Genomic DNA, 7,828 nt, shown 5'->3' with positions numbered 1-7,828 from the left:
AGTGAGCCGCTGTAAGAGCGGAACCAATAGTGGCCGTTACCTAAATAACGGATATACACCCACAACCAAGCGAAAATACCAAACCCACAACGTCAAAGTTTGTAATCAGTATCCGTACGCTCCAATTGCCGAATCAACGCATTCCAGTGCCGCGCCACCCCCGGCCCATCCCCGCTCTTGAACACTTCTGCCTGCTTCTCCACCTTGGCCACCACCTCCGCCGGCGGAAAGATCAACTCGGCATTCCCCCCCGCCTGCGCCGCAATCTGGATATTGCACGCCCGCTCCAGCCCCTGCAGCTGCTGGAACGCATGCTCCACACTCACCCCCGCCGTCAGCAATCCATGGTTGCGCAGGATCATCACACTCTTGTCCCCCAGGTCCGCCACCAACCGCTCACGCTCATCCAGGTCAAGGGCCACACCTTCATACCCGTGGTACGCAACGCGCCCGGAAAACCCGATGGAATGCTGGGAGATCGGCAACAACCCGTCCTTCTGCGCCGACACCGCAATACCGTCGCGCGTATGCGTATGCAGCACGGCCTGCAAATCGTGGCGAGCCGCATGGATCGCGCTGTGGATCACATAGCCCGCATAGTTGATCCCCAGGCCCGTAGGGTCATCGACAATCGTGCCGTCGATATCCACCTTGACCAGATTCGAAGCGCTGATCTCATCGAACAACAGCCCGTAGGCATTGATCAGGAAATGCTCCTCAGGCCCCGGCACCCGGGCGGAGAAGTGGGTGTAGATGTGGTCGGTCCACTTGTACAAGGCCGCCAGCCGATAGGCCGCCGCAAGTTTAACGCGCACCTCCCACTCTTCCGGGGTAACCCGCTGGCGGACGTTGTTCGAGACACTGGAGATCGAGGTGACGCTGCTCATGGCAAAACTTCCTGGATGGCCTTAAGGACTTCCAGGCAAGCCTAGGGGATGACCAAAAATAATAAAAAGCACATTTTAATCTAAGCTAATTATTATTTTTTTTCATATCACGCCGCATTGCGCACCTTGTGCAACGACGCCGCCACCAGCTTGCCAAACGCGTCCACCGGCCCTTGCAGGTTGCCCAGGAAATGCGGGTAGATCAGCCACAGGTCCATCACCGGCTTGAAATCCTTCAGTGGCATGGCCGCCAGTTGATCGCGATGGGCACTGCGCTCCAGCAGCGGGCGTGGCACCAGGCCGAGGCCCAGGCCGTCAGCCACCAGGCCCAGTTGCAGCTCGGTGCCGAAGGTCTCCAGGTTGACCCGCAACGCCAGGCCCTGGTCCGACAGGGTGCGTTGCAACCCGGCACGGAAACCGCAGCCATCCGGGTTCAGGATCCAGCCATTCTGGTACACGTCCGCCAGCTTGCAGGGCTTCTTCGGCAGTTGGGCCTTGGCACACACCACCACCAGTTCCATCTTGCCGATGGACTCGCCGACGATGTTGTCCGGGAAGATCTTGCCCGCCGGAAACAGCGCCGCCGCCGCGTCCAGCTCGCCGCGCTCGATCTTGCCCACCAGTTGGCTGCCCCAGCCGGTAGCCACCTGGGCCCGCAGCTCGGGGAATTCACTGCGCAGGTGCTTGAGGGCGTCCAGCAACACCACGTCGCCAATGGTCTGCGGCACCCCCAGGCGCAGCAGGCCGGTGGGCGGCGCGTCGGTGGCCACCAGTTCACGCAGGGCGTCCATTTCCCGAAGGATCGAACGGCACTGTTCATACACCCGCGTACCGATCAAAGTAGGCTTGAGCGGCTTGGTGTTGCGGTCGAACAACTCCACCCCCAGCGCCTGCTCGAAGTTCTGCACGCGACGGGTAATGGCCGGCTGGGTCAGTTGCAGCGACTCGGCGGCATGGCTGATGGACTGGCAACGAATCACTTCGACAAAGGCATCGATATCGTCAATTTTCATTTGGGCCGCACATAGAGAACAGTCATTAAGATGTGTGAAAAGCATAGTTCCATAAACGGTGGCTGGATAGCCCAACCCCCGGATCGATAACGTCTAACGCTATTCAAACCGGTTCTAAATTACTTTCCGCTATAACCTAATCATTAAAAAATAGCATATTAACTATAAACATTATGCTTAGATAAACCCATCACCACGAACCACCCACGATGGAATTGTCATGACCCAGGCCCGACACCCGGAGAGACTCAGAGCATTCATTGGCGCCCTGGCGGAATTGATCGACGGCAACCCTCGCGAAGGCGACCTGCTGCACCGCGGCGGCAAGCTGCTGGCGCAACTGGTCAGCCACGATGACTGGCTGCCGGACGAGTTTGCCCAACCCGACCCCGAGCGTTATCAGCAATTCCTGCTGCACGCCGATTCGCGCCAGCGCTTCAGCATCGTCAGCTTTGTGTGGGGGCCGGGGCAGACCACGCCGATCCATGACCATCGCGTGTGGGGGCTGATCGGCATGCTGCGCGGTTCCGAGTATTCCCAGGGCTTTGAGCGTAACGCCGAGGGCGCACTGGTCGCCGACGGCAAGCGCATCCAGCTGGAGCCCGGCCAGGTGGAAGCCGTGTCGCCGAAGATCGGTGACATCCATCAAGTCAGCAATGCCTTCCGTGACCAGGTGTCCATCAGCATTCATGTGTATGGCGCCAACATCGGTGCGGTGCGCCGCGCCGTGTACCAGCCGGACGGCAGCGAGAAACTGTTTATCTCCGGTTATTCCAACGCTTTTCTCCCGAACATCTGGGATTTGTCCAAAGACGCCCTGTCCAAAGAGAGCCCTGCCCCATGACTGTATCGAACCGCAGCTTCGCCCAGATTCGCCAGGCCCTGCTGGACCGTGAAGAAGTCGCCCTTGTGGATGTGCGCGAGGAAGCGCCTTTCGCCGAATCCCACCCGCTGTTCGCCGCGAATATCCCGCTGTCGAAACTGGAACTGGAAGTGTATTCACGCATCCCACGCCGGGATACCCAGGTGACGGTGTACGACAACGGTGAAGGCCTGGCACAGATCGCCGCCCAGCGCTTGCAGGCGCTCGGCTATACCGAGGTCAGCCTGCTGGAAGGCGGCCTGGACGGTTGGCGCAGCGCCGGTGGCGAGCTGTTTATCGACGTCAACGTGCCAAGCAAATCCTTTGGCGAGCTGGTGGAAAGCCAGCGCCACACACCGTCGCTGGCGGCTGAAGAAGTGCAGGCGTTGCTCGACAGCAACGCCGACGTGGTGGTGCTCGACGCCCGCCGCTTCGATGAATACCAGACCATGAGCATTCCCACCGGCATCAGCGTGCCCGGCGCCGAACTGGTGCTGCGCGCCCGTGAGCTGGCACCGGACCCGGCCACGCGCATTATCGTCAACTGCGCCGGGCGTACCCGCAGCATCATCGGCACCCAGTCGCTGATCAATGCCGGCATCGCCAACCCGGTGTCTGCCCTGCGCAACGGCACCATCGGCTGGACCCTGGCCGGGCAGAAGCTGCAACACGGCCAGGCTCGACGCTTCGCGCCGACCTCGGAAGAACACCGCCAGATCGCCGCCAGGGACGCCCGCCAAGTCGCCGACAAGGCCCGCGTAGGCCGCGCCACCCTCGCCGACCTGCAACGCTGGCAGCAGGAATCGGCGCGCACCACTTACCTGTTCGACGTACGCACCCCGGAAGAATTCGAAGCCGGCCACCTGCCCGGCTCGCGCTCCACGCCGGGCGGCCAACTGGTGCAGGAAACCGATCACGTCGCCAGCGTACGCGGCGCCCGGCTGGTACTGGTGGATGACGACGGCGTGCGGGCCAATATGTCTGCGTCCTGGCTCGCACAACTGGGTTGGGAAGTGCATGTGCTGGATGACCTGCAACCTGCGCACTTCAGCGAACCGGGGGCCTGGGTTGCCCCCGTCCCGGCGCCGCAACAGGCCGAACTCATCAGCCCGCACACCCTCGCCGAATGGCAGGCTCATGGCGACACCGCGGTACTGGATTTCACCGCCAGCGCCAACTACGTCAAGCGCCACATTCCCGGTGCCTGGTGGGCGTTGCGCGGGCAGTTGCCCGAAGCCTTGCGCAAGGTGCCTGCTGCCGAACGCTACGTGTTGACCTGTGGCAGCAGCCAGCTGGCGCGCCTCGCGGTGGCGCAAGTCGAAGCGCTGACCGGCAAGCCCGTGTTCCTGCTGCGGGACGGCACTGCCAGCTGGATCGCCGCGCAACTGCCGCTGGAGGAAGGCGAGACCCGCCTCGCTTCACCGCGCATCGACCGCTACCGCCGCCCGTACGAAGGCACCGACAATCCGAAGGAAGCCATGCAGGCCTACCTCGACTGGGAGTTCGGCCTGGTGGACCAGCTGGCCCGCGACGGCACCCACGGGTTTTATGTGATCTGAACACCCCCAGGAGCGAGTCCGCTCGCTCCTCTTCCCACTACCAGCCGACCCCTTCTCCAGGCGGAGGCGACTGAACGCAAGACCTAGCCTGGAGCCCGCCTGATGCGCTTTACCCTTGCCCTTTTACTGGCCGCCCTCACCCTGGGTGCGACTTGCCAGGCCGCCGACCTGCAGCCCCTGCGAGTGGCCAACCAGAAATCCACCATCAAGGCGCTGCTGGAAGTCGCCGGCGAAACCCGGGATGTGCCCTACGAAATCCAGTGGTCCGAGTTCCCCGCCGCCGCACCGCTGGGCGAAGCCCTCAACGCCGGGGCCGTGGACATCGGCGCGCTGGGGGACGCGCCCTACGTGTTCGCCCTCGGTGCCGGAGCACCGCTGAAGGTGGTGAGCATCATCCACGCCGAAGGCCGCAACACCACCGCGCTGATTGTTCCGAAAGATTCTCCGATCCACGATCTTGCCGACCTCAAGGGCAAGCGCATCGTCACCACCCGCGGCTCCATCGGGCACTTCCTGGCGATCAAGGCGCTGCGCAGCGCCGGCCTTTCCACCCACGACGTGCAGTTCATCTTCCTGCTGCCCAGCGAGTCACGGCTGGTGCTGGATAACGGCACCGCCGATGCCTGGTCGACCTGGGACCCCTACACCACCGTGGTCACCAGCCAGAGCCAGGCAAGAGTCCTTGCCAGCGGCAACAACCTGCTGAGCAATCACCTGTACCTCGCCGCCACCAGCAAGGCGATTGCCGACAAGCGCGTGCAGCTGGACGACTTCGTGGCCCGGGTCGACCGCGCCTACCGCTGGAGCAACGATCACCCGCAGGCGTTCGCCGCCGCCATGGCCAAAATCACCGGCTTGCCGCTGGAGGTGCACGTAGCCGTGGCCAACGCCACCCATATGCAACCGGTGGCGATTGACGACTCGGTGATCAGCGGCCTGCAAACCACCGCCGACATCTATCAGGACGAAGGCCTGCTGACCAAACACATCGACGTCTCCCAAGGCTTCGACAAAAGCTTCAACGCCAAACGTGCCCCGCTTACCCAGGCTTCCCGCTAAAAGGAGAGAGAACATGAGCAAACGCCAACTGAAACTCGGTGCCATGGTGCACGGCGTCGGTCACGGCTGGGGCGAATGGCGCCACCCGCAGGCGCAGCCCAATGCCAGCGTCAACTTCGGGTTCTACAAGCATCAGACGCAACTGGCCGAAGGCGCGAAGTTCGACTTCGTGTTCATCGCCGACAGCCTGCATATCCATGAAAAATCCAGCCCGCACTACCTCAACCGTTTTGAGCCGCTGACCATTCTTTCGGCCCTGGCGGCCCTGACCTCGAACATCGGCCTGGTGGCGACCGTCACCGTGAGCTACACCGAACCGTTCCAGGTGGCGCGCCAGTTCGCCTCCCTGGACCACATCAGCGGCGGCCGCGCCGGCTGGAACGTGGTGACTTCGTGGCTCAGCGGCACCGCCGACAACTTCGGCAAGGCCGAGCACCCGCCCCACGCCGTGCGCTACCGCATCGCCAGGGAGCACGTAAATGTGGTCAAGGGCCTGTGGGATTCCTGGGAAGACGATGCCTTCGCCTACAACAAGCAAAGCGGCGAATTTTTCACCCCTGGCAAGCTGCATGCACTGGAACACAAAGGCGAGTTTTTCTCGGTCAAGGGCCCGCTGAATATCGCCCGCTCGCGCCAGGGCCAGCCGGTGATTTTCCAGGCGGGCACTTCCGAGGACGGGCGCAATTTTGCCGCCGAAAACAGCGACGCGATTTTTGTCCATGCCGAGACCTTCGACGAAGCCAAAGCCTACGCCCAGGACTTGAAGAAACGCGCCCGCAGTTTTGGCCGTGATGCTGGTCAGTTGTCGATCCTGCCGGGCATCCGGCCGATTGTTGGCCGCGACGAAGCCGAGGTGGAAAGCCGCTATCAGCAAGCTGTGGAGCTGGTGACCGTCGAGGACGCAATCGTCGCCCTGGGCCGCCCGTTCAACGACCACGATTTCAGCAAGTACCCGCTGGACGAACCCTTCCCGGAACTCGGCGACCTGGGCTCCAACAGCCAGAAAGGCGGCTCCGACCGCATCAAGCAACTGGCCCGCGATGAACGCCTGACCCTGCGGGAAGTGGCCCTGCGGTTCTCCCGGCCCAAGCGCGATTTTGTCGGTACCCCGGAGCAGGTCGCCGACGCGATCCAGACCTGGTTCGAAGCCGGCGCGGCCGACGGCTTCATCATCAATTCACTGCTGCCGGACGGCTTGCAGTACTTCACCGAGCTGGTAGTGCCGGTGCTGCAACAACGCGGGCTGTTGCGCAGCGAATACAGCGGCGCCACCCTGCGGGAAAACCTTGGCCTGGACGTGCCGGCGAACCGCTACAGCACCCCGTTCGAAACTCAACCAACGCAGATCGCCATCTGACCAGGGCACGACCATGACGAACACGATCAAACACGGACAGTTCAATCGTCGCGGCTTCCTGGGTGCCAGTTCGATTGCCCTTGGCGCGCTGGGCCTCGCCTCGCTGGTGCCCCGGGCTTTCGCTGCACCTGCGAAGCTCTCGGACCTGACCCTGGCCGTCGCCACCTACCGTGGCCAGGACTCGTACTTCACCGACGACGCCGGCACTTCCAACACGCCCTATAAAGTCGACTACGCCGAGTTCGCCGGCGGCAACCTGATCGTCGAAGCGCTGGCCTCCGGCAGCCTGGACATTGGTGGCATGAGCGAGATCCCGCCGATCTTCTCGATCCAGAGCCACCGCGAGCCCAAGCTGATTGCGGTGCTGCAAGGTGACGTGAATAACCAGGTGATCCTGATTCCCAAGGAGTCGAAAATTGAATCCATCGCCCAGTTGAAAGGCAAGCGTGTGGGCTATGTGCGCTCCACCACCTCGCACTACTTCTTGATCAAGGCCTTGAAGGAGCAAGGGCTGACCTTCAACGACATCACCCCCGTGGCACTCACGCCACAGGACGGTTTCAGCGCGTTCCAGAGTGGCCAGCTGGACGCCTGGGTGATCTATGGGGTGTTTATCCAGCTGGCGAAATTCCGCAGCGGCGCCCGGGTATTGAAAACCGCCCTCGGCTACCTCTCCGGCAACTACCTGATCGGCGCCCGCCCCGCTGCCCTGGAAGACCCGCTGCGCAAACAGGCGATCCAGGATTACTTGCAGCGCCAGGCGCGCACGCTGGAATGGATGAACAACAACCCTAAGCCGTGGGCTGAAAAATCGGCGAAGTTGCTCGGTGTGGACAAGGCCGTGTTCCTCGACGTGTACAACAACCGCAGCCAGCCCTACAGCGTGATCGAGGTGAACGACCAGGCCATCGCTTCGCAGCAGGAAGTGGCGGACCTGTTCTTCAATGCCGGGGTATTGAACGAGCGGCTGGATGTCAGCCCGTTGTGGGACCGGCAGTTCAAGTTGCTGCCGATATAACCCGCCTTCGAAAACGCCGAATAACCCATGTGGGAGCGGGCTTGCTCGCGAAAGCGGTGGATCAGCCAACGGA

Annotated in this window: 7 protein-coding genes; 5 read left to right on the top strand and 2 right to left on the bottom strand. The window is 62.4% G+C overall.

Annotated elements, in window-relative coordinates:
• Positions 1-92: 92 nt before the first annotated feature.
• The gene (locus ACW9I6_RS28595; RefSeq protein ID WP_003211295.1) at positions 93-887 is read right to left on the bottom strand and encodes a class II aldolase/adducin family protein; all 795 of its coding nucleotides are present in this window, start codon (positions 885-887) and stop codon (positions 93-95) included.
• 107 nt (positions 888-994) lie between these two features.
• On the bottom strand, positions 995-1,900 hold the full coding sequence (locus ACW9I6_RS28590; RefSeq protein ID WP_008434597.1) for a LysR family transcriptional regulator: 906 nt from the start codon (positions 1,898-1,900) through the stop codon (positions 995-997).
• Positions 1,901-2,120: 220 nt separating this feature from the next.
• Between ACW9I6_RS28590 and ACW9I6_RS28585 the strand changes: the two genes are divergently transcribed.
• The 5 genes from ACW9I6_RS28585 to ACW9I6_RS28565 all read left to right on the top strand — a co-directional run bounded on the left by ACW9I6_RS28585 (position 2,121) and on the right by ACW9I6_RS28565 (position 7,755).
• Complete coding sequence (locus tag ACW9I6_RS28585; RefSeq protein WP_177069958.1) at positions 2,121-2,744, top strand: cysteine dioxygenase family protein; 624 nt, start codon at positions 2,121-2,123, stop codon at positions 2,742-2,744.
• Positions 2,741-4,321 carry a rhodanese-related sulfurtransferase gene (locus ACW9I6_RS28580; RefSeq protein WP_457340100.1) on the top strand — a complete coding sequence of 527 codons (1,581 nt, stop codon included), beginning with the start codon at positions 2,741-2,743 and terminating at the stop codon, positions 4,319-4,321. The genes ACW9I6_RS28585 and ACW9I6_RS28580 overlap by 4 nt, the downstream gene beginning before the upstream one ends.
• A gap of 102 nt (positions 4,322-4,423) precedes the next feature.
• Complete coding sequence (locus tag ACW9I6_RS28575) at positions 4,424-5,380, top strand: ABC transporter substrate-binding protein (protein ID WP_003211301.1); 957 nt, start codon at positions 4,424-4,426, stop codon at positions 5,378-5,380.
• Between the two features lie 13 nt (positions 5,381-5,393).
• A complete protein-coding gene (locus ACW9I6_RS28570; protein ID WP_457340099.1) occupies positions 5,394-6,737 on the top strand; it encodes an LLM class flavin-dependent oxidoreductase in 1,344 nt (447 codons plus the stop codon).
• A 13-nt stretch (positions 6,738-6,750) separates the two neighbouring features.
• Positions 6,751-7,755 carry an ABC transporter substrate-binding protein gene (locus tag ACW9I6_RS28565; protein ID WP_457340098.1) on the top strand — a complete coding sequence of 335 codons (1,005 nt, stop codon included), beginning with the start codon at positions 6,751-6,753 and terminating at the stop codon, positions 7,753-7,755.
• Positions 7,756-7,828: the final 73 nt, after the last annotated feature.

This window comes from Pseudomonas sp. SDO5522_S412, from assembly GCF_054071215.1.
The sequence above is the reverse complement of the archived record's forward strand: the minus strand, read 5'-3'. Positions and strand labels throughout refer to the sequence as shown.

Coding starts and splice junctions, on each gene's coding strand:
- ACW9I6_RS28575 (WP_003211301.1), top strand. CDS start 4,424: ATGCGCTTTACCCTTGCCCTTTTACTGGCCGCCCTCACCCTGGGTGCG.
- ACW9I6_RS28580 (WP_457340100.1), top strand. CDS start 2,741: ATGACTGTATCGAACCGCAGCTTCGCCCAGATTCGCCAGGCCCTGCTG.
- ACW9I6_RS28570 (WP_457340099.1), top strand. CDS start 5,394: ATGAGCAAACGCCAACTGAAACTCGGTGCCATGGTGCACGGCGTCGGT.
- ACW9I6_RS28590 (WP_008434597.1), bottom strand. CDS start 1,900: ATGAAAATTGACGATATCGATGCCTTTGTCGAAGTGATTCGTTGCCAG.
- ACW9I6_RS28565 (WP_457340098.1), top strand. CDS start 6,751: ATGACGAACACGATCAAACACGGACAGTTCAATCGTCGCGGCTTCCTG.
- ACW9I6_RS28595 (WP_003211295.1), bottom strand. CDS start 887: ATGAGCAGCGTCACCTCGATCTCCAGTGTCTCGAACAACGTCCGCCAG.
- ACW9I6_RS28585 (WP_177069958.1), top strand. CDS start 2,121: ATGACCCAGGCCCGACACCCGGAGAGACTCAGAGCATTCATTGGCGCC.